The 21,973-nt window shown below is 70.2% G+C and carries 21 protein-coding genes and 1 pseudogene; 21 read left to right on the top strand and 1 reads right to left on the bottom strand.

Features of this window, described 5'->3' with window-relative positions:
* The first annotated feature begins 98 nt into the window (after positions 1 to 98).
* The 8 genes from AB0I83_RS10935 to AB0I83_RS10970 all read left to right on the top strand — a co-directional run bounded on the left by AB0I83_RS10935 (position 99) and on the right by AB0I83_RS10970 (position 8,415).
* A complete protein-coding gene (locus AB0I83_RS10935) occupies positions 99 to 1,271 on the top strand; it encodes a sugar kinase (RefSeq protein ID WP_363304349.1) in 1,173 nt (390 codons plus the stop codon).
* Entirely contained in the window at positions 1,268 to 2,026 is a 759-nt protein-coding gene (locus AB0I83_RS10940) for an IclR family transcriptional regulator (protein WP_356535237.1), read from the top strand. The genes AB0I83_RS10935 and AB0I83_RS10940 overlap by 4 nt, the downstream gene beginning before the upstream one ends.
* 6 nt (positions 2,027 to 2,032) lie before the next feature.
* The gene (locus AB0I83_RS10945; protein ID WP_356535236.1) at positions 2,033 to 2,443 is read left to right on the top strand and encodes a RidA family protein; all 411 of its coding nucleotides are present in this window, start codon (positions 2,033 to 2,035) and stop codon (positions 2,441 to 2,443) included.
* A 168-nt stretch (positions 2,444 to 2,611) separates the two neighbouring features.
* Positions 2,612 to 4,084, top strand: coding sequence for a gluconate:H+ symporter (locus AB0I83_RS10950; RefSeq protein WP_356535235.1), 1,473 nt, complete (start codon positions 2,612 to 2,614; stop codon positions 4,082 to 4,084).
* A 94-nt stretch (positions 4,085 to 4,178) separates the two neighbouring features.
* Positions 4,179 to 5,531 carry an Nramp family divalent metal transporter gene (locus tag AB0I83_RS10955; protein WP_363304350.1) on the top strand — a complete coding sequence of 451 codons (1,353 nt, stop codon included), beginning with the start codon at positions 4,179 to 4,181 and terminating at the stop codon, positions 5,529 to 5,531.
* Positions 5,532 to 5,636: 105 nt separating this feature from the next.
* Positions 5,637 to 6,053 (top strand): hypothetical protein, encoded by a 417-nt coding sequence (locus tag AB0I83_RS10960; protein ID WP_363304351.1) that lies wholly within the window; start codon positions 5,637 to 5,639, stop codon positions 6,051 to 6,053.
* Positions 6,050 to 7,840 carry an alpha/beta hydrolase gene (locus AB0I83_RS10965; RefSeq protein WP_363304352.1) on the top strand — a complete coding sequence of 597 codons (1,791 nt, stop codon included), beginning with the start codon at positions 6,050 to 6,052 and terminating at the stop codon, positions 7,838 to 7,840. The genes AB0I83_RS10960 and AB0I83_RS10965 overlap by 4 nt, the downstream gene beginning before the upstream one ends.
* Positions 7,841 to 7,932: 92 nt before the next feature.
* The gene (locus tag AB0I83_RS10970; RefSeq protein WP_363304353.1) at positions 7,933 to 8,415 is read left to right on the top strand and encodes a hypothetical protein; all 483 of its coding nucleotides are present in this window, start codon (positions 7,933 to 7,935) and stop codon (positions 8,413 to 8,415) included.
* Between the two features lie 69 nt (positions 8,416 to 8,484).
* On the opposite strand, the gene AB0I83_RS10975 is transcribed toward AB0I83_RS10970, so the two are convergent.
* On the bottom strand, positions 8,485 to 10,218 hold the full coding sequence (locus AB0I83_RS10975) for a glycoside hydrolase family 18 protein (RefSeq protein WP_363304354.1): 1,734 nt from the start codon (positions 10,216 to 10,218) through the stop codon (positions 8,485 to 8,487).
* 549 nt (positions 10,219 to 10,767) lie between these two features.
* On the opposite strand from AB0I83_RS10975, the gene AB0I83_RS10980 reads away from it, so the two are divergent.
* From AB0I83_RS10980 to AB0I83_RS11040, 13 genes and pseudogenes are all read left to right on the top strand, one after another.
* The gene (locus AB0I83_RS10980; RefSeq protein ID WP_363304355.1) at positions 10,768 to 11,652 is read left to right on the top strand and encodes a hypothetical protein; all 885 of its coding nucleotides are present in this window, start codon (positions 10,768 to 10,770) and stop codon (positions 11,650 to 11,652) included.
* Between the two features lie 84 nt (positions 11,653 to 11,736).
* Positions 11,737 to 12,441 (top strand): Flp pilus assembly protein CpaB, encoded by a 705-nt coding sequence (gene cpaB, locus AB0I83_RS10985; RefSeq protein ID WP_356843414.1) that lies wholly within the window; start codon positions 11,737 to 11,739, stop codon positions 12,439 to 12,441.
* A 7-nt stretch (positions 12,442 to 12,448) separates the two neighbouring features.
* Positions 12,449 to 13,726 carry an AAA family ATPase gene (locus AB0I83_RS10990; protein ID WP_363304356.1) on the top strand — a complete coding sequence of 426 codons (1,278 nt, stop codon included), beginning with the start codon at positions 12,449 to 12,451 and terminating at the stop codon, positions 13,724 to 13,726.
* Positions 13,723 to 14,124 carry a pilus assembly protein gene (locus tag AB0I83_RS10995; RefSeq protein ID WP_356535226.1) on the top strand — a complete coding sequence of 134 codons (402 nt, stop codon included), beginning with the start codon at positions 13,723 to 13,725 and terminating at the stop codon, positions 14,122 to 14,124. The genes AB0I83_RS10990 and AB0I83_RS10995 overlap by 4 nt, the downstream gene beginning before the upstream one ends.
* A gap of 4 nt (positions 14,125 to 14,128) precedes the next feature.
* The gene (locus tag AB0I83_RS11000; protein ID WP_363304357.1) at positions 14,129 to 14,524 is read left to right on the top strand and encodes a TadE family protein; all 396 of its coding nucleotides are present in this window, start codon (positions 14,129 to 14,131) and stop codon (positions 14,522 to 14,524) included.
* 71 nt (positions 14,525 to 14,595) lie between these two features.
* Positions 14,596 to 15,933, top strand: a complete 1,338-nt coding sequence (locus AB0I83_RS11005; RefSeq protein WP_356843418.1) for a CpaF family protein — start codon at positions 14,596 to 14,598, stop codon at positions 15,931 to 15,933.
* 10 nt (positions 15,934 to 15,943) lie between these two features.
* A complete protein-coding gene (locus AB0I83_RS11010) occupies positions 15,944 to 16,879 on the top strand; it encodes a type II secretion system F family protein (protein ID WP_356843420.1) in 936 nt (311 codons plus the stop codon).
* A gap of 13 nt (positions 16,880 to 16,892) precedes the next feature.
* Positions 16,893 to 17,780 carry a DUF5936 domain-containing protein gene (locus AB0I83_RS11015; protein WP_356535222.1) on the top strand — a complete coding sequence of 296 codons (888 nt, stop codon included), beginning with the start codon at positions 16,893 to 16,895 and terminating at the stop codon, positions 17,778 to 17,780.
* 10 nt (positions 17,781 to 17,790) lie between these two features.
* Entirely contained in the window at positions 17,791 to 19,101 is a 1,311-nt protein-coding gene (locus AB0I83_RS11020; protein ID WP_356843421.1) for a histidine kinase, read from the top strand.
* An 82-nt stretch (positions 19,102 to 19,183) separates the two neighbouring features.
* Positions 19,184 to 20,245 (top strand): response regulator transcription factor, encoded by a 1,062-nt coding sequence (locus tag AB0I83_RS11025; RefSeq protein WP_363304359.1) that lies wholly within the window; start codon positions 19,184 to 19,186, stop codon positions 20,243 to 20,245.
* A gap of 251 nt (positions 20,246 to 20,496) precedes the next feature.
* Positions 20,497 to 20,721, top strand: a complete 225-nt coding sequence (locus AB0I83_RS11030) for a hypothetical protein (protein WP_363304360.1) — start codon at positions 20,497 to 20,499, stop codon at positions 20,719 to 20,721.
* A gap of 35 nt (positions 20,722 to 20,756) precedes the next feature.
* Positions 20,757 to 21,353, top strand: a pseudogene (locus tag AB0I83_RS11035) (pilus assembly protein TadG-related protein); the annotation flags it as partial.
* Positions 21,354 to 21,971 carry a hypothetical protein gene (locus tag AB0I83_RS11040; protein WP_363304361.1) on the top strand — a complete coding sequence of 206 codons (618 nt, stop codon included), beginning with the start codon at positions 21,354 to 21,356 and terminating at the stop codon, positions 21,969 to 21,971.
* The last annotated feature ends 2 nt before the right edge of the window (positions 21,972 to 21,973 follow it).

Raw genomic sequence — 21,973 nt, forward strand, 5'->3', positions numbered from 1 at the left:
CGGCCATTGCGCATATCGCTTAACGCTGTCTAACATCCTGGCCGATGCCGGGTCAATGGTGAGCACCGGCGCCCACGGCCGACCATGAGGAGCCCAGCGTGTCCGGATCCGCAGCCAGGACAGCCACCGCGGACGTCGTCTGCCTCGGCGAGTCCATGGTGACGTTCCTGCCCTCGCAGCCGGGCCGCCTCGCCGACGTCCCCTCCTTCGGCCGGGGCATCGGCGGCGCCGAGTCCAACGTCGCCTGCGCGCTCGCCGCGGCCGGCCACCGGACGAAGTGGGTCGGACGGGTCGGTGCCGACGGCTTCGGTGACCACCTCGTCGACGCGATCGCCGCCTACGGGGTCGACACCTCCGCGGTGCGCCGAGACCCGGACCGCCCCACCGGGATCTACTTCCGCACGGCGACGGACCGCGCCACCGACACCCACGAGGTGGCGTACTACCGGGCGGGCTCCGCCGCCTCCGCGATGTCCCCGCACAACGTCCCGTACGAGGACCTCCTCTCCGGGCGCGTCCTGCACCTGTCCGGCATCACCGCGGCGCTGTCCGCCGACTGCCTGGCCCTCCTCCACGACCTCACCGCCCCCCGCGACAGCCGGCCGCTCGTCTCCTTCGACGTCAACCACCGGCCCGGCCTGTGGCGCGACGGCCACGCCGGCCCGCGGGTGCTGCTCGACCTCGCCCGCCGCTGCGACCTGGTCTTCGTCGGTGAGGACGAGGCGGAGGAGGCCTGGGGGGTCCACGGGACCGAGGAGATCCGCGCCGCCCTGCCCGAGCCCGACGTCCTGGTCGTCAAGCGGGGCGCGGACGGCGTCACGGTCTTCTCACGTACCGGTGGCGGCGCGCACGGCGCCGGCCACGACACCGCGGGGGCCACCGGCCGCGACACGGGGGTGGCCGCCCGCCACGACGCGGCAGGGGCCACCGGCCACGGTGCGGCGGAGGGCGCCGCCGGCGCGGCGGAGGACACCGTCACCACCGTCCCCTCCCTCCGCGTCGACGTGGTCGCCGCGGTCGGGGCCGGCGACGCCTTCGCCGCCGGATTCCTCTCCGCCACTTTGCGCGATCTGCCCGTGCGGGACAGGGCCCGCCACGGCCACCTCATGGCCGCCGCCGTCCTCACCGTCCCCGGCGACCTCACCGGCCCCCCGCCCCGCGCGCACGCCGACCGGCTCGCGGCCCTGGACGACGACGCCTGGGGCACACTTCGTCTCGGCCCCGGCTGGACACTCGCCGCCGGGGCGAACGAGGAGGTACGAGTCACATGAGCCAGACCGTCGACCGCGCGCTGAGCATCCTGCCGCTGCTCGCCCAGGGCCCCGCCGACCTCGGCCAGGTCTCGATACGGCTCGGCGTCCACAAGTCCACGGCGCTGCGCCTGCTCCGTACGCTCCACGAACACGGCCTGGTCTACCGCCAGGAGGACCAGCGCTACCGCCTGGGCGCCCGGCTCTTCGCGCTCGCGCAGGAAGCCGTCGAGAACCTCGACGTGCGCGAGATCGCCCACAGCCACCTCGTCGCGCTCAACGAGCAGTGCGGGCACACCGTCCACCTCGCCGTGTACGAGGAGAACGAGGTCCTCTACATCGACAAGGTCGAGAGCCGCTACCCCGTGCGGATGTACTCGCGGATCGGCAAGCCCGTCGCGATCACCGTCGCCGCGGTCGCCAAGCTGCTCCTCGCCGACCTCACCGAGCCCGAACGGCGCGCGATCGCCGAACGGCTCGACTACCCCATGTACACGTCCCGTTCGGTCCCGAACGCCGGCGCCTTCCTCAAGGAGCTCGCCGTCGTACGCGAACAGGGATGGGCCACCGACCTCGGTGGCCACGAGGAGTCCATCAACTGCGTCGGCGCCCCCATCCGGGGCGCGGACGGCCGGGTCGTCGCCGCCATGTCGGTGTCCGCGCCGAACGTGGTCGTCACGGCCGAGGAACTCCTCACCCTGCTCCCGCTGGTGCGCCGCACCGCGGACACCGTCAGCCGGGAGTACTCCGGCACCACCCCCACCAAGAAAGCCTGAACCGTCATGACCGAGAAGACCTCCCTCACCCCCAGCACCCACACCGCGCCGCCCGCGAAGTTCTCGCACGGCGTGAAGAAGGGGAACATCCTCCAGGTCGCCGGTCAGGTCGGCTTCCTGCCCGCGGTCGAGGGCCAGGCGCCCACCCCGGCGGGCCCGACACTGCGCGAGCAGACCCTCCAGACCTTCGCCAACGTCAAGGCGATCCTGGAGGAGGGCGGCGCGAGCTGGGACGACGTGATGATGATGCGCGTCTACCTCACCGACGTCGACCACTTCGCCGAGATGAACGCCATCTACAACGCGTACTTCGAGGAGCAGGGCCTCAAGGCCCCGGCCTCCGCCCGTACGACGGTCTACGTCGGACTCCCCCGCGGACTGCTCATCGAGATCGACGCCCTCGCCGTCCTCGGCTGATCCCCCGGCCCGCCGCCCCCACCCCCCTGGACGGCGGACCCCCTGATCCGCACGACCCCACGCACCACCGCGCAGCACGGCCCGGCGTCCCACAGGTCCCGTACGGGAACGCCGTGCCGCGCTCCCCCCTGCCCCGAAGGACCCCGTCACCAACGGAGTTGACCGCTCATGCTGCTCGCCGCCGCCCCCGCCCCCGAGGTGCCACCCCACACCGGAGGGCTCCTCCTCCTGATCGGCGGTACCCCCGGTCTGCTGACCGTCGCCGTGCTCGGGATCGTGCTCCTGCTCTTCCTGATCATCAAGGTCCGGTTGCAGCCGTTCGTCGCGCTGCTCGCCGTATCCATAGCCGTCGGCCTGGGTGCCGGTCTCTCCGTCACCGAACTCTTCGGCACGGTCCAGAAGTCCGCCGCCGTGTCCGTCATCGAATCCGGCATGGGCGGCATCCTCGGGCACGTCGCGATCATCATCGGGCTCGGCACGATGCTCGGCGCGATCCTCGAGGTGTCCGGCGGGGCCGAGGTCCTGAGCACCCGCCTGCTGAACCTCTTCGGCGAGAAGCGGGCCCCGCTCGCCATGGGCCTCACCGGCCTCATCTTCGGCATCCCGGTCTTCTTCGACGTCGGCATCTTCGTCCTCGCGCCGATCGTGTACGCCGCCGCCAAGCGCTCCGGCAAGTCGATCATCCTGTACGCGATGCCGCTGCTGGCCGGCCTCTCGATGACCCACGCGTTCCTGCCCCCGCACCCCGGACCGGTCGCCGCCGCGGGCCTCTTCAACGTCTCCCTCGGCTGGGTCATCCTGATGGGCGTCGTCGTCGGCATCCCGTCCGTACTCGCCGCCTGGGTCTACGCCGCCTGGATCGGCAAGCGCCTCTTCGTCGAGGTGCCGCAGGACATGGTCGAGGCCGCAGAGGAGTCGAAGGCCGCGGTCGTCGCCGAACAGCGCGCCTCCGGCGTCACACCGCACGAGCGGCCCGTCGCGCTCGGCACCGTACTCGCGATCATCGGCACCCCGCTCGTGCTGATCCTCGCCGCGACCTTCTCCTCCATCGCGCTCGACCCCTCCACCCTCCGCTCCGTCATCGAGTTCTTCGGGAACCCCTTCGTCGCCCTGACGATCGCCCTGATGCTCGCGTACTACCTGCTGGGCATCCGGCGCGGCTGGTCCCGCAAGTCCCTGGAGACGGTCTCCACCGCCTCGCTGAAGCCGGTCGGCAACATCCTCCTGGTCGTCGGCGCCGGCGGCATCTTCGGCGCCGTGCTGAAGGGGAGCGGCATCGCCGACGCGCTCGCCGACACCTTCAACGACGTCGGCCTGCCGGTCATCCTGCTCGCCTGGCTGATCTCCGTCGTGCTCCGCGTGGCCCAGGGCTCGGCGACGGTCGCGATCGTCACCACCGCCGGGATCGTCGTCCCGCTCGTCGAGGGCCAGGACATGTCGCAGGCGCACCTCGCGCTGATCATCATGGCGATCTCCGCGGGCTCCATCTTCGCCTCCCACGTCAACGACGGCGGCTTCTGGATGGTCTCGAAGTACTTCGGCATCTCCGAGCGGGACACCCTGAAGTCCTGGACGGTCCTGGAGACGGTGCTCTCGGTCGCCGGATTCGTGGTGGCGGCGGCGCTCAGCCTGGTCATCTAGGGTCCGCCGCTCCTGGCGCGCACGCCCCGTGACGGTGAAACGGGGCGTGCGCGCACCCTTGTGCGATCCCCTTCTTTGCGCTTCGTTGATCGACATGGCGGAGACGAGCGGAACCACAGAGTCAGCGCCCGGGGCGGGAACCGGGCCGACGGCCGGGAAACCGGGTGCCGGTCCCCGGAAGTCCAGTTGGAAGTACATCGGCCCCGGCATCGTCGTCGCGGCGACGGGCGTCGGCGCCGGCGACCTGGTCGCGACGCTCATCGCGGGGAGCAAGTTCGGCTACACCCTCATGTGGGCGGCCGTGATCGGCTGCCTCGTCAAGATCTCGCTCGCCGAGGCGGTGGGCCGCTGGCACCTGGCGACCGGGCGGACCCTCTTCGACGGCTGGCGCACCCTCGGCGGCTGGACCACGGGCTACTTCGCGGTGTACGTCGTCGTCTGGGGCTTCGTGTACGGCGCGACGGCCATGTCCTCCAGCGCCCTGCCCATCGTGGCGCTCTTCCCCGACGGGCCCGGTCTGAAGACCTGGGCGATCATCACCGGGCTGATCGGCCTGGTCTTCGTCTGGTTCAACCAGTACGCCGTCTTCGAGAAGGTCATGACGGTCCTGATCGGCGTGATGTTCGTCGTCGTGGTCTACGTCGCGATCCGGGTGGCCCCGGACGCCGGCGCCTCCTTCGCGGGGCTGCTCCCCGTGCTCCCGGACGGATCGCTGGTCTACACGCTCGGGCTGATCGGCGGGGTCGGCGGCACCATCACCATGGCGGCGTACGGGTACTGGGTGAACGCCAAGGGCTGGAGCGACTCCTCGTGGATGAAGGTGATGCGGCTCGACAACCGCGCCGCCTACATCACCACCGGGATCTTCGTCGTCGCCATGCTCGTCGTCGGCGCCGAGCTGCTGCACTCCTCGCAGATCGCCCTCACCCAGGGCGACCGCGGACTGATCGACCTCGGCAAGGTCCTGGAGGACCGCTTCGGCACGGCCACCGCGAAGCTGTTCCTGGTCGGCTTCTTCGCCACCTCGTTCTCCTCGCTCATCGGCGTGTGGCACGGCGTGAGCCTGATGTTCGCCGACTTCGTGCAGCGTGTTCGCGCGGCGCGGGCCGGCTCCGTCGAACAGGGGACCGCGGGCGGTACGGCTGCGGGCGGCGAGGCGGTCGGCAGGCACGAGCGTTCCGTGCCGTTCCGCGCGTACCTGCTGTGGCTGACCTTCCCGCCGATGACCCTGCTCTGGCTGGACGAGCCGTTCGGCCTGGTCATCGGATACGGCGTGCTGGGCGCCTTCTTCATGCCGTTCCTCGCCCTCACCCTGCTGTGGCTGCTCAACTCCTCCCGGACGCCGCGCGAATGGCGCAACGGCTGGCTCAGCAACGGCATGCTGGGCGCGGCGGGGCTGCTGTTCGTCGTGCTGTGCGTCCAGCAGGTACGCGATCTGCCCTGGTAGCAGGCCCGTCCCCGTCCCCGTACCGAGCTGCCGGGCGTCCGGACGGGGGCGGTAGCTTGGTCGTCGTACTGCAACGACCGCCATACGTCGGGAACGGGGGAGCGCATGGCGCTCAGTGAGAAGTGGGAAGCGCTGCTGGGGCCCGGCACCGGTGACGCCCCCGCCGGGATGACGTTGGCCTCGGCCGCCCCACCCGGCGGTGGCGGGCCGGGAGGCCAGGCGGACCTCAAGGTGATGCACGGGCCGTGGACCAGCGCCTCCGGTGTGGCGGGTGAGCTGCACACCGCCTCGGCTTCCGCGCTCACCGAACTGGCGACCGCGTCCGAGGGCGTGTCCGCGGGCACGGAGGGATTCACCGGCACCACCGCGCTGACCGAAGTCCTCACGTCCTGGCAGAAGCGGCTCACCTCCGTGCGCGAGGAGAGCTCCCGGCTGAAGGGCTCGCTCCTCTCCGCGGCCAAGGAGTTCGGCGAGCAGGAGGTCAGGACGGAGCAGTCGTTCGGCGCGGTGAAGAAGAAGTGATCACCTGGAAGCAGCTGCGCGACGCGAAGCTCTCGGAGTACGAGGACGCGGCGGACGGCTGGGGCAAGGTCTCCAGCCGGGCCGGTGCCGCCAAGGACCGCGTCGACAACGAGATGCTGGGCAGGCTCCGGGAGACGCAGACGGGCGAGACGGCCGACGCGGCCCTCCGCGACCTCACCCGGCTCAGCCGCAACTACCAGTACGTATACGCCGAATGCGGGCTGATACGCACGGCGCTCAACGGTCTGGCGGCCGAGCTGGCCCCCTCCCAGCAGAAGCTGAAGCAGGCGCTGGAGGACGCGGGCGAGCTCAAGTTCACGGTGCGTCCCGACGGCTCGGTGTCCTACCCGGTCTCCCCGATCGTGCCCCTGGCGCCCGGCACCGGCACGGCGACTCCCGGCGCTCCCGTCCCGTACCTGCCCGGCTCGTCGGAGGGCGGCATCGACCCCAACAAGGGCAAGGCCGAGGACATCGCCGAGCGCATCGCCGGCGCGGTCCGCGACGCCGCCGAGGTCGACGGCCGGTACGCGGGTGTCCTGCGGCGCCTGAAGACCACGGGCGGCCTGGAGGTCACCGAGGAGATGTTCGCCGACGCCGCCGCGGACACCAAGGCGCTTCAGCAGGCTGCCGGGAAGTACGCGGACGCCGCCGACATCCCGAAGGGCGGATCGGCGGCCGACAACGCCCGGTGGTGGAACGGCCTGACCCAGGAGGAGCGCGACGAGTACGCGACGCTCCACCCCGCAACCGTCGGCGCACTCGACGGCATCCCCAGCACGGTGCGCGACGACGCCAACCGTACGGTCCTCGCCGAGACCCACGCCCGGGTCTCCACCGAGCTGAGCAGCCTGGGCCCCGAGCCGCCGAAGACCATCCCGAACACGAGCGGAACCTACCCCGCCGTCCTCCGCAACCCTGCCTGGGACATCTGGGAGAAGGCCGGTGGCACGCGGCTCACAGCCGAACTGAAGGGCATGGACGCGATCCAGAAGCGCTTCGACGCCCCGCCCTCGTCCAGCCTGCCACCGGCCTTTCTGCTGGGTTTCGACGAGAAGGGGACCGGTCGGGCCGTCATCGCGAACGGCAACCCGGACACCGCGGACCACACGGCGGTCTACGTGCCGGGCACCACGTCGAAGCTCGAAGGCATCAGCGGCGACATCAACCGGATGACGAACCTGTGGGCCGACGCCAACGCGGAGGCCGGCGGTGAGTCCGTGTCCACCATCACCTGGCTCGGCTACGACGCCCCGCAGAGCATCGTGCCCGAGGCCATGGAGAAGCAGTGGGCGTACGACGGCTCGCCCAAGCTGAACGCCTTCATGGACGGCCTGGAGACGGCACAGGGGGGCCCGGACGGCAGCCACACCACGGTCATCGGGCACAGCTACGGTTCGACGGTCGTCGGTGACGCCTCCAACAAGGGGGACCTCTCGGCCGACGACATCGTGGTCGCGGGCAGCCCCGGCATGATGACCGGTGACGCGGACGACCTCGACGTCGGCAAGGACCACGTGTGGTCCGAGGCCGCGTGGAACGACCCCGTGCCGGCCGGTGGGAAGCTCGCCGGACTCGGCGGGTACAAATGGGACGTGGAGACGTACCACGGCATCCCGTTCAACGCCGGATACATACAGAACGTGCCCTCCGACGAGTCGTTCGGAGCCCACCGGATGGACGTGGACACCAGCGGGCACAGCGACTACTGGAACCGCGACTCCCAGAGCCTGAAGAACCAGGCACTCGTCGTGACCGGAAACTACTCCCGTGTGGAAGGCGACCAGTGACCCCCAGCACTCGCAGGAGGCACCGCCGCGTCGCGGGCACGTTCGCCTCCACCCTTGTTCTGGCATTCGTTTCGACAGGATGTGCGAAAGACATGGACGACCTCGGTTACACGCCCACGACCCTCGGCGTCGAGGACGCGCGGAAGAAGACGGTCGGTGTCTCCAGCGAGATCTTCGACATGATCGGAATCAAGGGAGGCAGGACGACCGAGACCGGGGCCCAGGTGTCGACCTGCGAGGAGGACCCCGACCACCTCTTCTCGTCCCGCCACCCGTGGGGCCTCTTCGGGGTCTCCGACGAGGAGCTGACCGCGGGCTTCGCGAGGCTCAAGGAGAATCTGCCCAAGCGCGGCTGGAAGATCGTCGAGTACGGCCCGAACAGCAGCGCCGCCAAGACCCTGGAACTGACCGCGGACTCAGGCAAGGACCACTACGCGGTCAACGCGGAGCTGCGGGTGGACACCGATCCCACGAAGAACCACCCGTCGGCGACCAAGAAGTCGTCGATCCAGGTGCGCGTCGTCTCCGGCTGCTTCCGCGCCCCCGAGGGCACGGACCTCAACGGCATCTACTGACCCGACCGGCCCGACGCAGCAGCGCCGCCGGGGGAGCGGCGGCGCTGCTGGGCCGAAGGCGGAACAGGGTTACGGCAGGCCGTGGACGTGCGGGCCGACCGCGCCGGACCAGGCGTTGCCGGCGGTGGCGTCCCAGTTCGTGGACCAGGTCATCGCGCCGCGCAGCTCCGGGTAGGTCCTGCTCGGCTTGAAGGAGCCGCAGGAGGTGCCCTTGGCCAGGCAGTCCAGGGCCGCGTTCACGACGGACGGGGCGACGTAGCCGCTGCCCGCGCCGCGGGTGGAGGCGGGGACGCCGAGGCCGACCTGCGACGGGGCGAGGCCGCCCTCCAGCTGGATGCAGGCGAGCGCGGTGAGGAAGTCCACCGTGCCCTGGGAGTAGACCTTGCCGTCGCAGCCGAGCATCGAACCGCTGTTGTAGTACTGCATGTTGACGACGGTCAGGATGTCCTTGACGTTGAGCGCCGTCTTGAAGTACTCACCGGAGGTCGACTGCATGTCGATGGTCTGCGGTGCCATCGTGATGACGAGGCCGGAGCCCGCCTTCGAGGACAGCGAGCGCAGCGCCTTCGTCATGTAGGTGGAGTTGAGGCCGTTCTCCAGGTCGATGTCGACACCGTTGAAGCCGTACTCCTGGATGAGCGCGTACACCGAGTCGGCGAAGGCGGTCGCGGAGGCGTCGCTGTTGACCGCGATGGTCCCCTTCTCACCGCCGATGGAGATGATGACGTTCTTCCCGGCCGCCTGCTTGGCCTTGATGTCGGCCTTGAACTGGGCGACGGTGTAGCCGTTCAGCCCCGCCGAGTCCAGGTTGAAGGTGACCGCGCCGGGCGTCGCCGTGGCGTCGGCGAAGGAGACGGCGATGATGTCGTAGTTCGCCGGGACGTCGCTGAGCTTCTGGACGGTCGCGCCGTTGTTGAAGTTCTGCCAGTACCCGGTCACCGCGTGCTTGGGCACCGAGGTCGAGGGGCCGGGGCCCGGGCCGGTGGCCTTCGCCGTACGGCCGCTGACCGTGGCGGACTTGACCGACTCACCGGCGGCATTGGTGGCACTGACCGTGAACTGGTACGCGGTGTCCGCGCTCAGCCCGGTCACCGTCGCCGAGGTGCCGGTGGAGGTGGTCGCCTTCACGCCGCCCCGGTACACCGTGTACCCGGTGGCGCCCGGGACGGCGTTCCAGGTCAGGGCTACCGACGAGCTGGTGGTGGCGCCCACGGTCAGTCCGGCGGGTGCTCCGGGTATCGCGGGCTCGGGGTCGGAGCCGCCACCGCCGTCGGGGCCGGTCACCGTCACGTCGTCCGCGAAGTAGGCGGCCTGGCCGTACCAGCCGTGGGTGTACACGGTCACGGAGGTGGTGGAGGGGCCGGTGGTGAAGCTGGTCTTCAGCTGGGTCCAGCTGCTGGAGCCGGGCGTCCAGGTGGAGACGTCCGTGGTCCCGGTGCCGCTCGCCCCGAGGTAGGCGTAACCGCCCTGCACCCAGGACGTCAGCGTGTAGGTGGAACCGGGCTTCACGGCCACGGTCTGCGTGCACTTGGCGTTGTCCTGCCCGGCCGGGGTGGCCTTGAGCGAGGAGGTGCCGCCGTGCACGGGGGAGGAGACGGCGGTGCCGCTGCCGCCGGAACAGGTCCAGTTGGCCAGCCCCGACTCGAAACCGGCGTTCTTGGCCACGTTGATGTCCGCGGCCTGTGCACTGCTCACGAGTCCGGTGACGGCAAGTGCCCCGGCCGCGACGACGGCGACCGCCCCGCCGAGTACGGGCCGGACCCGGCTCCTTCTGTGTCTGCTGCTGCCTGCGGAGCGTTCCACTTGCTGCCTCCGGTGGGGGAGTTGGGGGTCTGGCGGGAACGGTGGCCACCGTTGGCCGATAAACTGGTCCAGACCAATCGAGTTGTCAAGACCTCTGGCGGCCCGACCTGTGTGAAAGGTGCCCCGAGGTCGAACGGGACCGACGCCCACCGGCCTGTTTTCACGTTCGGGTGACGCTTCCCGGGCCGTCGGGATCCACCCGCGCGGGTGAGGTGGCCGCGATACCCGGAACGTGACGGAGCGGATATCCCGAAGCGCCCGGGAATACGCCGGTGGGCCGCCCTGACGTGCGCGGACGAATTCCTTCGGATCCCAAACCCGACCCACCCACGTAACCCTCCGCAGTGATACAGGAGTTGACGAGTCTGCTTTTCATCCGATTTCGTACGGAGGCGTGGTGAACGCCTGTGCCGCACGACTTCGTACTGGGTTCCGATATCTGTTCTCTGTCCGGTATGACGTGGCTAAAGTGCTGGGAAGAAGCACGGAGCAGGAGCGATTGCGGCCGGAGTCCCCTCGGACGAAGGCCGGAGCCGAACGGGGAAGAGCGTGCCGACCGCAATAGCAGTGACCAGCGCCGATCTGGTGCTCCCGCCGACCGATCAGCAGACCCCCACGGCGGCCCTGCTGCAGGCTCCCGAAGCCCAGCCCCTCGATCTCGCGATCGGCGACGTGAACCTGCTCCTGGATCAGCACGGCCACGTGGTGGTCGTCTACCCGACGGGGATCGGCGCCGCCCACGAACGCAGGCTGCACGCCATCCGCTCGGTGCTGGAGAGCGATCGCATCGCCCTGCTCGGGATCGACCTCCCGCCGTTGGGTGTCGCCGTACTGGTCCGCCAGCTACGCCAGTTGTCCGTCTGCGACTTCAGCCCGGGAGTGATCGCCTCGGCCGCCCGGCTGCTGGCCCACTACATCCACGCAGGGGCGCTGCTGAACTCGGTGGCCAGGCTCGACCGGGTGCCCGTCAGCCTCAAGACCCACGCGAAGTCCTGGGTGCCCGGCTCGCAGTTCGCCGTACTGGCCGGCCCCAGCCCCGAGCTGGTCAGGATCGGCCCGTCCGCGGAGCCGCCGTCCGGGCCGGAGTTCGCCACCCATCTGATGCTCGCCAAGGGGCAGCTGAGCTCGGAATGGGTCCAGCAGACCCTGGCACCCGCCTGGAAGGTCCAGGCCGTCCACGAGTGCCCGCTGCCGTCCGTCTCGCCACGCTGGTGGGGGACCGGGAAGATGGTGGAATTCGCCTCCTTCCTGCCCGACATCTCGGTGATCTACCAACTGGTCTCCTCCGTACGCCGGGAGAACTGCCACTGGTGCGGGATGGAGCTCATCGGCGACCGCTGCGGCTTCTGCTCCTCCCCGCTGGCCCCGCCCGAGAACCGAACGCACTCCGCAGGTGTCCTGAGCCACGGAACGCCCGTGCCACCCAACTCGTAGCGTCCGCGGCCCGATCCGCAGAACCCGCGCATCTCTCTCCGTCCGCTGCTCCACGCATCCGATTCGAACGAGGTTGTCCGGCCCATGAACTCCCGCCAGCGCCGAGGCGTGATACTCCTGCTCCTGTCGATCCTGTGCGCCTTCGGCGCCTTCGCCGGTGTGCTCTCGGTGATCAGCGACGTCAACTCGAAGGTCGGCCCCGAGGTCGGCGCGTACCGGCTCAAGGCCGACGTCGCGCCGTACACGCTCCTGTCCTCACGGCAGTTCGAGAAGGTGTCCATGCCCAAACGCTGGCTGTCGGTCAACGCCGTCACGGAGCTGGACGACGTCGACGGCAAGATCGCCGTCACGCAACTGCGCAAGGGCTCCCTCATGCAGTCCGACATGATGGCCGAGCGCCCTGAGCTGCGTCCCGGTGAGCAGGAGATCGCCATCATGATCGACGCGGCGACCGGGGTGGCCGGCAAGATCAACGCGGACGACAAGGTGAACATCTACGCGACCTTCGCGGGCGAGCGCGACGGCGAGGTCGCCCAGTCCAAGGTCATCGTCTCCAACGCCAAGGTCCTGGACGTCGGCGAACTGACCGCGCTCGAACCGCGCGACGACAACAGGAACCAGGCATCCGAGGTCGTGCCGATCACCTTCGCGCTCAACACCCTCGACACCCAGCGGGTCGCGTACGCGGAGTCCTTCGCCGAGCACGTCCGCCTCGCACTGATCGCGCCCGGCAGCGACGGCACGATCCGTCCCGGCGACCGCACCTACACGCTCGACAAGGACAAGTGAGGACCGGATGACCGTGAGGATCCTCCCTGCCGTCGGTGACGCCGACGCGGCACGGTCCGTGACCACCCTGCTCAGCCAGCTCCCCGACGCCGAGCCGGCCGCTCCGGTCGGCGACTCGACCCAGCTCATCGACACACTCTCCCGGCTGGCGGGCGAGTCCGTCGAAGAACTGCCCGAGGTCGTGCTGGTCCACGAGCGGATCGGCCCGGTGCCCGCACTGGAACTGATCCGGGAGGTCTCCCTGCGCTTCCCCGCCGTCGGGGTGGTGCTGATCACCTCGGACGCGAGCCAGGTCCTGTTCGCCGCGACCATGGACGCCGGAGCCCGTGGTCTCGTCACCCTGCCACTGGGATACGAGGAACTCGCCAACCGGGTCCAGGCCGCCGGGCAGTGGTCCACCGGCGTACGACGTCACCTCGGCACCGGTGCCGACGTCTTCGCCGGGCCGGGCGGCACCGTCGTCACGGTGACCGGCGCCAAGGGCGGCGTCGGCGCCACCGTGGTGGCCGTCCAGCTGGCACTCGCGGCACAGGCCTCCGGGCACTCCGCCGCACTCCTCGACCTGGACCTCCAGACCGGCGACATCGCGTCCTACCTCGACGTGCAGTTCCGGCGCTCCGTCGTCGACCTGGCGGCCATCAGCGACATATCGCCCCGGGTCCTGTCCGACGCGGTGTTCTCGCACACCACGGGTCTCTCCCTGCTCCTGGCACCCGGTGAGGGCGAACGCGGGGAGGAGGTCAGCGACCGGTCCGCGCGGCAGATCGTCAGCTCCCTGCGCTCGCGCTACGGAATCGTCGTCATCGACTGCGGGAGCCAGATGAACGGCGCCAGCGCGGCCGCCGTCGAGATGGCCGACATCGCGCTGCTGGTGACCACGCCCGACGTGGTCGCCGTGCGGGGTGCGAAGCGCATCGTACGGATGTGGGACCGGCTCCAGATCCGCAAGGCGGAGGAGACGGTGACACTCGTCAACCGCTTCAACCGCAACACGGAGATCCAGCCGCCGCTGATCCAGCGGATCACCGGCACCCGGATGGCGGCCACGGCGGTGCCGGCGAACTTCAAGGAGCTCCAGGGCGCGGTCGATTCGGGCCGTATGCACGAGCTGGACGCACGCTCCACCGTGAAACAGGCCCTGTGGGCCCTGGCGGGAGAGCTCGGACTGGTGAAGCCTTCCCCTGGGACGGAACCGCGCGGCGGCCTGCTGCGCGGTGACAGAGGTTCGATCGGCGGCCGCCGGCGCAAGGGCGGCCCGGCGGGCGGGGGAGGCCGAGAGCGTTGAGGACCACGGGAGCGGCGGGCACCGTACGGGCGCGGCTGAGGGACGACCGGGGGCAGCTGATCGTCGAGTTCACCGGGATGGTGCCGATCATCCTGGTGACACTCGCGCTGCTCTGGCAGGCGGTCCTGGTGGGCTACACCTTCACCCTGGCGAGCGGCGCCGCCGACGAGGGCGTGCGCAAGGCCGTCGCCGGGGGCAGCGGCGGCGGTTGCGCGGCCGCGGTGCACGAACGGCTCCCGGACGCCTGGGACGGACCGGCGAGCATCGACTGCGGTCCCGTGGCCGACGACATGGTCAAGGTCACGGTCACGCTGAAGGCCCCGGTCCTCTTCCCGGGCCTCGCCGAACTGCCCGTTCCGGTCACGGCGGTGGCCGGCGCGGCCGCGGAAGGGAAGTGACGCCATGGCACCGATACGCATCCAACGCCCGGCCCGGCCGGGGACCGGCGGCGACCGCGACCGCGGTTCGACCGCGATCGAGTACCTCGGCTTCCTGCCCGTGCTCATCCTCATCGGCCTGGCCGGCATCCAGCTGGGCCTGGTCGCCTACACCGCGCAGCAGGCGGGCACCGGCGCCAGGGCGGCCGCCCGCACCGCCTCGCAGGACGAGCTGTACGGCGCCTACGAGCGCGTCGGCAGGGCGTCCATGACCGGCTGGGTGGCCGAGCGGGCCCGGATCGGCCCGCCGACCGGAGGCGAGACGGTGACGGTGAGCGTCACGGTCGACATCCCGGACGTGCTCCTCGGTCTGCTGGGCGACCGGACCGTGGAGAAGTCCGCCACGATGCCACGCGACTGAGCCCGTCGACCGCACGCGTCCACCGCACGCGACCAGCCCACGCGTCCGCCCCACCGGAGGAGTGACCACACATGAGCCTGCGGGCACGCATCACCGCCCCCGAGGAACGAGGAGGGGGACGGGAGGACGGCCATCTGGTCGCCGCCTACCGCGCGAAACTCCTCGAGGAGATCGACCTCGCGGAGATGTCTTCGCTCGCGGCCGCCGACCGCCGGGCCAGGCTGGAACGCGTCCTGGGCCACATCATCAGCCGGGAGGGCCCGGTCCTCTCCACGATCGAGCGCTCCCAGCTCATCCGCCGGGTCGTGGACGAGGCGCTCGGGCTCGGCGTGCTCGAACCGCTCCTGGAGGACGCCTCCATCACGGAGATCATGGTCAACGGCCCGGACCAGATCTTCGTCGAGCGGGCGGGCAGGGTCGAGCAGCTGCCGATGCGGTTCGCCAGCCACGAGCAGCTCATGCAGACGATCGAGCGCATCGTCTCCACCGTCAACCGGCGGGTCGACGAGGCCAACCCGATGGTCGACGCCCGCCTGCCCAGCGGCGAGCGCGTCAACGTGATCATCCCCCCGCTCTCGCTCACGGGCGCCACTCTCACCATCCGCCGCTTCCCGCGTTCCTTCTCGCTCCAGGAGATGATCGCCTTCGGTTCCCTGGACCAGCAGATGCTGCTGCTGCTCGCCGGACTCGTACAGGCCAAGTTCAACGTGATCGTCTCCGGGGCCACCGGCACGGGCAAGACCACACTGCTCAACGCGCTCTCCGGGCTGATCCCGGACGGCGAACGCATCGTGACCATCGAGGACTCGGCCGAACTCCAGCTCCAGCAGAACCACGTGATCCGCCTCGAGACCCGCCCGGCCAACGTGGAGGGCAAGGGGCAGGTCACCATCCGGGACCTCGTCCGCAACTCCCTGCGTATGCGCCCCGACCGGATCGTCGTCGGTGAGGTCCGTGGCGGCGAGTCCCTCGACATGCTCCAGGCGATGTCGACCGGGCACGACGGGTCGCTCGCGACCGTCCACGCGAACAGCGCCGAGGACGCCCTGATGCGTCTCCAGACGCTCGCCTCGATGTCCGAGATCAAGATCCCGTTCGAGGCGCTGCACGACCAGATCAACAGCGCCGTCGACGTCATCGTCCAGCTCACCCGGCACGCCGACGGCACCAGGAAGGTCACCGAGGTCGCGGTCCTCGACTCGCACGGCCGAGACCCGTACCGGATCGTCACCGTGGCCCGCTTCAACGCCCGGCCGATGGACGCCGACGGCGTGGTCCACGGCGAGTTCCAGGCCCTCCCGCTCCCGCGCCGTGTCGCCGACCGGCTCCACATGGCGGGGCAGCCGATCCCCCAGGCCTTCGGGGTCGCCCCCTCCGACGAGTATCTCGCCACCCGAGAGGCCAGATAGGTACCCCGACATGGACAACCTCGCACTCCTCACCATCGGCGTCACGCTGCTGTGCTGCGTACTGGGTGTGCTGGGCCAGCACGCCTACAGCTCGGGCAGGGCGCAGCGCGAAGCCCTCGTCGACCGCCTTTCGTCGACGGGCCAGATCGAGCCCGGCCCGCAGCGCCGGTTCCGGGGGTTCGACCGCAGGCTGCGCCGGACGAAGCTGGGCAGGAGGATCGAGCAGAAGCTCGCCGCCACCGGCCTCGACCTCACACCGGGCGAGTTCCTCTTCTACGTCCTGTGCTCCGTCGCCGCCCTGTGGCTGATCGCGGCCTCCGTCCTGGCCTCGTTCTTCGGTCCGCTGGCCGCGATCGTCGGGCTCTGGAGTGCGAACACCTTCCTCAACTGGCACCGGACCAAGCGCACCGAGGCCTTCATCGGCCAACTCCCCGAGATCTCCCGGGTACTGGCCAACGCCACCCAGGCGGGGCTGTCCCTCCGTACGTCGATCGCCATGGCCGCGGACGAACTCGAGGCGCCCGCCGGGGACGAGCTCCGTGTCGTGGCGGACCAGCTGGCCGTCGGCCGCACCCTCGACGACGCCCTCGACGAACTCGCCCGGCGACTGCCCTCGCGTGAGCTCGTCGTCCTCGTGTCGACGCTGATCCTCTCCAACCGGGCCGGAGGCCAGGTGGTCTCCTCGCTGCGCAACCTCACCGTCACCCTCGAGGAGCGGAAGGAGACCCGCCGCGAGGTACGCACCCAGCTCTCGCAGGTCAACACCACGGCCTACGCCGTCCCGGCCATCGGAATCGGTGCGATGCTCCTGGTGAACTCGATCCTCCCCGGAGCGCTCGACCGGATGACCGGATCGGTCGCCGGCCAGATCGCGGTGATCGTCTCGCTCGGCCTCTACGCCCTCGGCTTCGTCGCCATCCGCCGCATTTCCAAGATCGATATCTGAGGAGGGGCCCGGCATGGAACTGCTGCTCGCACTCGTCGTCGGCCTCAGCGTGTTCGGCGTCTTCAAGGGCATACGGATGTACCGGGCCGAGGCCACGCTCCCCGGTGACCTCGCACTCGCCCTGGAGGTGGGCTCCACACGCACCACCGCGGTGGGCTCGGGCATCGACCGGCTGGGTATGCGCTGGGCGCCCCTGGTGCTGCGGCTCATGGGGCCAAAGAAGGTCAACGAGAAGCGCCGCAAGATCGACATGGCCGGCAACCCCGGCGGCCTCACCATCGACCGGTACGCCGCCCGCCGCGCCGTCTACAGCGCCCTCGGAGGCTTCGCCGCCTTCGCGATGCTCAGCAGCGGCAAGGTCCTCATGTCCCTCTTCATGATCGCCTTCGGCCTGTTCTGGGGCGAGGTGGGCATCTGGGCCGCGGTGCGCAAGCGCCGTGACGACATCGACCGCACGCTCCCCGACTTCCTCGACGTCCTCGCCGTCGTCGTCTCCGCCGGTCTCGGTTTCCGCCAGGCCCTCGACCGGGTCGCGGAGAAGTACCAGGGCCCGTGGTCCGACGAACTGCGCATCACGCTCAGGCAGATGGACATGGGCGTCAGCCGGCGGCAGGCGTTCGAAGAGCTGCGCAGGCGCAACGACTCCGACCAGGTCGCCATGTTCGTCACCGCACTCCAGCAGGGCGAGGAGCTCGGTGCGCCGATCGTGGACACCCTCATCGCCATCGCCAACGACATGCGGCGCACCGACGCGCAGAACGCCCGGCGCAAGGCGGCCAAGGCCGTCCCCAAGGCGACCCTGATGGTCACCACCTTCATGATTCCGGCCACCATGATCCTCATGGGCGCCGCCATGCTGCTCGGATCCGACACCGACCTCGGATCCCTCACGGGGGAGTGAGCGCGCGGCGATGACCATCTTCCTTCAGCCGGGCCGACTCGACGAGCCCGAGCGTGCCACCCTGTCCACCCCCGCCGGCCCCGCACCCACGGTCTCCATCCAGGTCAACGCCCTGTCCGCGCTGGCCCGCCAGGTGTTCCTCTTCCGTCTGGCCATGATCGCCATCGGCACACCGCAGGCGCTAGACAACAGCGCCCCGGGCGTCGCCGGCTGGCTGGTCGCCTCCGCCGTGCTGGTGACCTTCGTGGCCTCGTACGCCCTCTACCGGGACTGGGAGCGCTTCGGCCCGCTGCTCGTACGCCACCCGCTGCTGCTCGGCGCCGACACGCTCTTCGGCGCCCTGCTCCTGTTCACCGCCACACCCGAATCGACCCTCGGATACGCGGTCGTCTGCACCCCGCTGCTGGCCGGCCTGCTCTACGGCTGGCGCTCGGCAGGAGTCTTCGCCGCCCTGCAGAGCCTGATCCTGGCCGCCGCCTACAGCGCCGACGACCAGATCGGGGCCGGCCTGTCCAGCGCGCTGCTGCTGCCCGGCTTCTGCGTCCTCGCCGGGGCCGTCGGTGTGGCCCTGCGCAACCTGATGCTCCGCGTCGGCTCCGCGAGCCAGGCACTGACCGAGACCCGGGCGCGGCTCGCCGTCAGCGTCGCCGTGGAGAACGAGCGCGAGCGGCTGGCACGCGAGATGCACGACTCCGTGGCCAAGACCCTCCACGGCCTTGCGCTGGCCGCCGAGGGCCTGGCCCACTCCGCCGGCCGGATGGATCCCTCGACGGTCAGGCACCAGGCCGAACTGGTGGCCCGCTCCGCCCGCCGGGCCGCCGCCGAGTCCCGCGAGCTGCTCTCCGACCTGCGCCGGGACTCCGGCCTGGACGGAGGCGTCGACATCATCGCCGAACTCCGCGCGCGGGCAGCGGACTTCATGCGCCGCTACGGCACCGGCACCGTCTTCCGCACCCTGGGCGATGCCCCGGTGCCCCCCGTCCCGCAGGTGGTCGCCCGACAGCTGCTCACCGTCGCGTCCGAGGCGATGGAGAACGCCCACCGGCACGCCCACCCCACCTACCTCGCCGTCCTCGCGGGAATCAAGGGCGACGTCCTGCGCGTCAGCGTGTACGACGACGGCGACGGGCTGCCCGCGGGCACCACGCTCGACGACCTCAGGCGCGCCGGGCACTTCGGGCTCGTCGGCATGGTCGAGCGCGCGGCGTCGATCGGCGCCCGGATCCGTATCGGCAGGGGCAAGGCGGCCAAGGGCACGGAGGTACGCCTCGAACTGCCCCTGGCCGCACTCGTACCCGACCTGGGGCCGCGGCCGGACTGAACGGGCCCCTGGTCCGGCACCGCCTCCCCGCACCGCAGTCCCCCACCCACCGCTCCCACCACATCCGAGAGGAGGCCGCAGAATGCCGGACGACGTCCCCCGCGTTCCGGGCCGGAACCAAGCCTCCCCGTACCACTTCCCGCACTCCGACCCCGTCGGCACGGACCGCGGCTCTGCCGGAATCCAGGCACCCGGGCAGCCCCCGGCACCCGCGGAGCTCCCGCCGTTCCCCAGCGGCCCGGACATGCCCCCCGCGGGCCCGTTGCGGGTCGTGGTCGCCGACGACAACCCGGTCGTCCGGGCCGGACTCGGCGTCCTGCTCAGCGGACGTCCCGACATCGAGGTCGTGGCCGAGGCCGTGGACGGCCGAGAGGCCTACGACGCGGCGGTACGCCACCGGCCGGACGTCGTCCTGCTCGACGTCCGGATGCCCGGCGTGGACGGCATCTCCGCCCTGCCCCACCTGGTGAAGGTTGCACCCGTGATGATGCTGACCTACAGCCGTGAGAGCGACATCGTCCACGAGGCGCTGCGACTCGGCGCGGGTGGCTACCTGGTCCACGGCGAGTTCACGGCGGACCAGCTGGTGCAGGCGGTACGGGACACCAGGAACGGCCTGCCCCACTTCACCGCCACCGCCGCCAACGCACTCCTCGCCCATATGCGCCAAGGGTCCGGGCAGGGGCCGAGGCATCTCCCCGAAGGGCTGGGGGACGCGCTGACAGTCGGTGGTCCGTACGTGGGCGCGGCCTGTCCCGTGCAGCCGGGCGACGGCACCCACGTGCCCGCGGACCCCGGGCCGTCGGGCCCGCGACCTGCCGTGGATCCCGAAGGCCTTTCGCACCTGCAACCCGTTGTGGCACAGTCTTCGACTGACGGAGGGGACGGGCGTCCCTCCGATCCCAACAGGCAGCAGTTCGGGCTGAGTTCGAGGGAGGCGGAGGTCATGGAACTCATCGCGTCGGGGATGAGCAACCACCAGATCGCCGCCACCTGTTTCATCAGCGAGAAGACCGTCAAGAACCACATCAACAGGATCTTCACCAAGCTGCACAGCACCAGCCGCAGCGAGGCGATCGCACGCTGGCTCGGCACGGCGCCGGGATCGGGACCTGGGGCGAGGGGGGCAGGCCGCCATGGCTGAACGGAGGAGGACGGGTCCGCGCGCGGGCGCGCTCGCCGGGATTCGGGCGGGTATACGGGCAGGGAGACGGGCCCAACCAGGGTTTTGGGCCCGGTTTTGGGCCCTGGGACCCTGCTCGGGGCCGTGCGGCCCGCCGTACGTTGCTCATGTCGCCAGCGGCACCGGCCAGGAGGAAGCCGGTAACGGTGACGACAACACGAGGACTTACGCGTCGGCCGGTGACCGGTCGGCCGAAACCGGAGGGGAACACCATGACCAACCCGATGCTGAAGGCTTCCGTCAACGCCAAGGTCTGGGCGAACACGTCCGTCGAGCGCATGAGGGCCCGGGCCGACCGGGGACAGGGCGCGGTGGAGTACCTGGGCATCATCGTGGTGGTCGTGGCGATCATCGGGGTGCTCATGACGACGAACTTCGGCAACGCGATCGCCGGTGCGATCACTACACAGATCAACAAGATCACCGGTACCAAGTAGCCCTCCGCCAGGCGCGCGAGGCAGGGCAGGCCTTCCCCATCTACATCGCGGTGGTGGCGGGCCTGCTCTTCCTCGCGTTCGCCTACTTCGCCGTCGGACAGGCCTCGATGAAGAAGAACGAGGCCCAGACAGCGGCCGACGCCGCCGCGCTGGCCGCCGCGCAGGACGCGCGCGACGAGTGGAGCTGGCCGGGTGTGTTCGACCTCGACGAGTGGGACGACCTGCTGAACGGCCGGGACGTCGACGGGAGGTCGTGTGCCGCAGCCTCGCTCCTCGCCTCTGCGAACGATGCCACCAGGACCGACTGTCACTGGGACCCGTTCGAGGCGTCCTACACGGTCACGGTGAAGACCAACGGGACCGTCGGCAGCTCGGTGATAGACGGCACCGAGACGAAGAGGGCCGAAGCGACCGCGAGAGCGGTGATCGAGCCACGCTGCCGGGTGGAAGAGGACATGAGTCCCGCACCGAGCCCCTCGAAGGACGACGGCGACACGGACGAGGACGACGACCGGAAGTCGTACAAAGTCGTCTGTGATGACGATGGCAAAGACTTCAAGATCGATCCTGAGAATCTCGACCTTCTGCCTGACCTGGCAGATCTGTTCTCCGTCCACCTGGCCGACAAGTAAGTGAACGTCACCGAGAGGAACGCGCAGATGCGTGCAGCCATGACCCGGATCCGCTTCAAGGGGGCCGCCGTCGCTGCCGCCTCTGTAGCCATGGCCGTCGTGTTGACGGCCTGTGGAGGTGACGGAGGATCGGACGACGCTGAAGGCGGACAGAAGAAGCCCGACTCCTCTGCCTCGGAGAAGCCCGAGGCCCCGGATGCCGAGGAGAGCGCTGATCCGTCAGTGGTCCTTGCCAGCGTGAAGGGGCCCGACGGCGTCGATGTGGTCATCAACTCGGCTCAGAGGGACTCCGGTGGGTTCGTCACGGTGAAGGGCAGTGTGAAAAACGGCTCGCAGCAGCAGTTCGCCGCACAAGGATGGCAGGGCAACGAACAGGAGATGGTGGGCAACGGGGCCTCGGTTGCCGGGGCCAGCTTGGTGGACCAGACCGGGAAGAAGCGGTACCTGGCGCTTCGTGACACGGACGGAAGGTGCCTCTGCACGAAGTTCACGACGGGCATCGCGCCCGGAGCGACTGCTCCGTTCTTCGTTCAGTTCCCGGCACCCCCGGCAGGCACCACCGACGTCGACTTCCAGCTCCCCACCATGCCCACCGCATCCATCAAGATCTCGGGGTGACG

The organism is Streptomyces sp. NPDC049970 (assembly GCF_040660235.1).
In the GTDB taxonomy this organism is placed as follows: domain Bacteria; phylum Actinomycetota; class Actinomycetes; order Streptomycetales; family Streptomycetaceae; genus Streptomyces.

Bases quoted from the DNA above. Each gene is read 5' to 3' on its own strand.
- AB0I83_RS10940 (WP_356535237.1), top strand. From the start codon at position 1,268: ATGAGCCAGACCGTCGACCGCGCGCTGAGCATCCTGCCGCTGCTCGCC.
- AB0I83_RS10945 (WP_356535236.1), top strand. From the start codon at position 2,033: ATGACCGAGAAGACCTCCCTCACCCCCAGCACCCACACCGCGCCGCCC.
- AB0I83_RS10950 (WP_356535235.1), top strand. From the start codon at position 2,612: ATGCTGCTCGCCGCCGCCCCCGCCCCCGAGGTGCCACCCCACACCGGA.
- AB0I83_RS10955 (WP_363304350.1), top strand. From the start codon at position 4,179: ATGGCGGAGACGAGCGGAACCACAGAGTCAGCGCCCGGGGCGGGAACC.
- AB0I83_RS10960 (WP_363304351.1), top strand. From the start codon at position 5,637: ATGGCGCTCAGTGAGAAGTGGGAAGCGCTGCTGGGGCCCGGCACCGGT.
- AB0I83_RS10970 (WP_363304353.1), top strand. From the start codon at position 7,933: ATGGACGACCTCGGTTACACGCCCACGACCCTCGGCGTCGAGGACGCG.
- cpaB (WP_356843414.1), top strand. From the start codon at position 11,737: ATGAACTCCCGCCAGCGCCGAGGCGTGATACTCCTGCTCCTGTCGATC.
- AB0I83_RS10990 (WP_363304356.1), top strand. From the start codon at position 12,449: ATGACCGTGAGGATCCTCCCTGCCGTCGGTGACGCCGACGCGGCACGG.
- AB0I83_RS11000 (WP_363304357.1), top strand. From the start codon at position 14,129: ATGGCACCGATACGCATCCAACGCCCGGCCCGGCCGGGGACCGGCGGC.
- AB0I83_RS11005 (WP_356843418.1), top strand. From the start codon at position 14,596: ATGAGCCTGCGGGCACGCATCACCGCCCCCGAGGAACGAGGAGGGGGA.
- AB0I83_RS11010 (WP_356843420.1), top strand. From the start codon at position 15,944: ATGGACAACCTCGCACTCCTCACCATCGGCGTCACGCTGCTGTGCTGC.
- AB0I83_RS11015 (WP_356535222.1), top strand. From the start codon at position 16,893: ATGGAACTGCTGCTCGCACTCGTCGTCGGCCTCAGCGTGTTCGGCGTC.
- AB0I83_RS11020 (WP_356843421.1), top strand. From the start codon at position 17,791: ATGACCATCTTCCTTCAGCCGGGCCGACTCGACGAGCCCGAGCGTGCC.
- AB0I83_RS11025 (WP_363304359.1), top strand. From the start codon at position 19,184: ATGCCGGACGACGTCCCCCGCGTTCCGGGCCGGAACCAAGCCTCCCCG.
- AB0I83_RS11030 (WP_363304360.1), top strand. From the start codon at position 20,497: ATGACCAACCCGATGCTGAAGGCTTCCGTCAACGCCAAGGTCTGGGCG.